Raw genomic sequence first — 1,079 nt, 5'->3', positions numbered from 1 at the left:
TGGCGGATTCAAGTCCGAAGTGCAACGCTAAGCCGCCTTTCTTAGCTCTGCAAACACCACCGAGGGTTGTCTGAACCCAAGACACTTACGTGGCCTGCTGTTCAGCGCCCCCTGATAGCGCTGTAAATCTTCTTCTGACACGGTCCTCAGGTCAGTTCCCTTCGGGATAAACTGACGCAAAAGCCCATTTGTATTCTCGTTCAGCCCTCGCTCATACGAGGCGTAGGGATGAGCGAAGTACATTTCAGCATCCAACGCTTTGGCTATGGCCTTATGCTGGCTAAATTCACCACCATTATCGAATGTGATTGTATGGCAGACATCTTTGTACTCGCTCAGCAGCGAGATAATTGCCTCGCTAACCTCATGCGCTTCTTTAGAAAAAACCTTTTTCGTCAGATAAATACGGCTCTTACGCTCAGCGAGTGTCACAATGGCTCCGGTCCCTTGCTGGCCTAATACTAGGTCAGCCTCCCAGTCTCCAAGACGACCTCGTTCATCCACGATCGCCGGACGTAACTCAATGGAAACAGCGTCAGGGATCGGGCTTCTCTTCTTCCCTCCGCCCCTACGGTAACATCGTTTTCCTTGCCGAAGATGCTTGTAGAGCTCACCACCACGGGCTTTATCTGCGTAGACATACTGATAAACCCACTCATGGCTCACGGGAAGGTCAATGAGCTGCGCAACACCGCTGATCTGTTCTGGACTCCACTTCCAGCTCAGTGCAAACTCAACAAAATCAACTGTCTGTGGACATACACACCTTTTTGTTGAGGTGTGCCGCCTGACCTCGCTGAGGCGCTGAGCCTGATTGGGCTGATAACCCTCTGGTGTTCTGTTGCGCCTGACCTCACGGGATATCGTAGACTTGTTAACACCAAGGCGTCTGCCTATCTCCGTCAGAGTAAAATTATCGTCATACAGCAGAGCAATCTGGTATCGTTGCCCTTCAGTTAGCTGCTGGTAGTTCATGGTTACTCGCTCATCTTTGGTCGGAGGAGCAGGATAGCTTATCAGCAGCTAACCCTCACCTCACCATCATGACCGAGCGTTGCACTTATTATATGAATTCGCGA

General features: G+C 50.9%; 1 protein-coding gene. It reads right to left on the bottom strand.

From position 1 onward, the window contains the following. Positions 1-27: 27 nt before the first annotated feature. Positions 28-975 (bottom strand): IS30 family transposase, encoded by a 948-nt coding sequence (locus AC2A06_RS18580; protein ID WP_484381268.1) that lies wholly within the window; start codon positions 973-975, stop codon positions 28-30. Positions 976-1,079 lie beyond the last annotated feature (104 nt).

This window comes from Serratia sp. HNCC26DJ244 (assembly GCF_057180565.1).
This window is presented reverse-complemented; position numbering and strand designations above follow the sequence as displayed.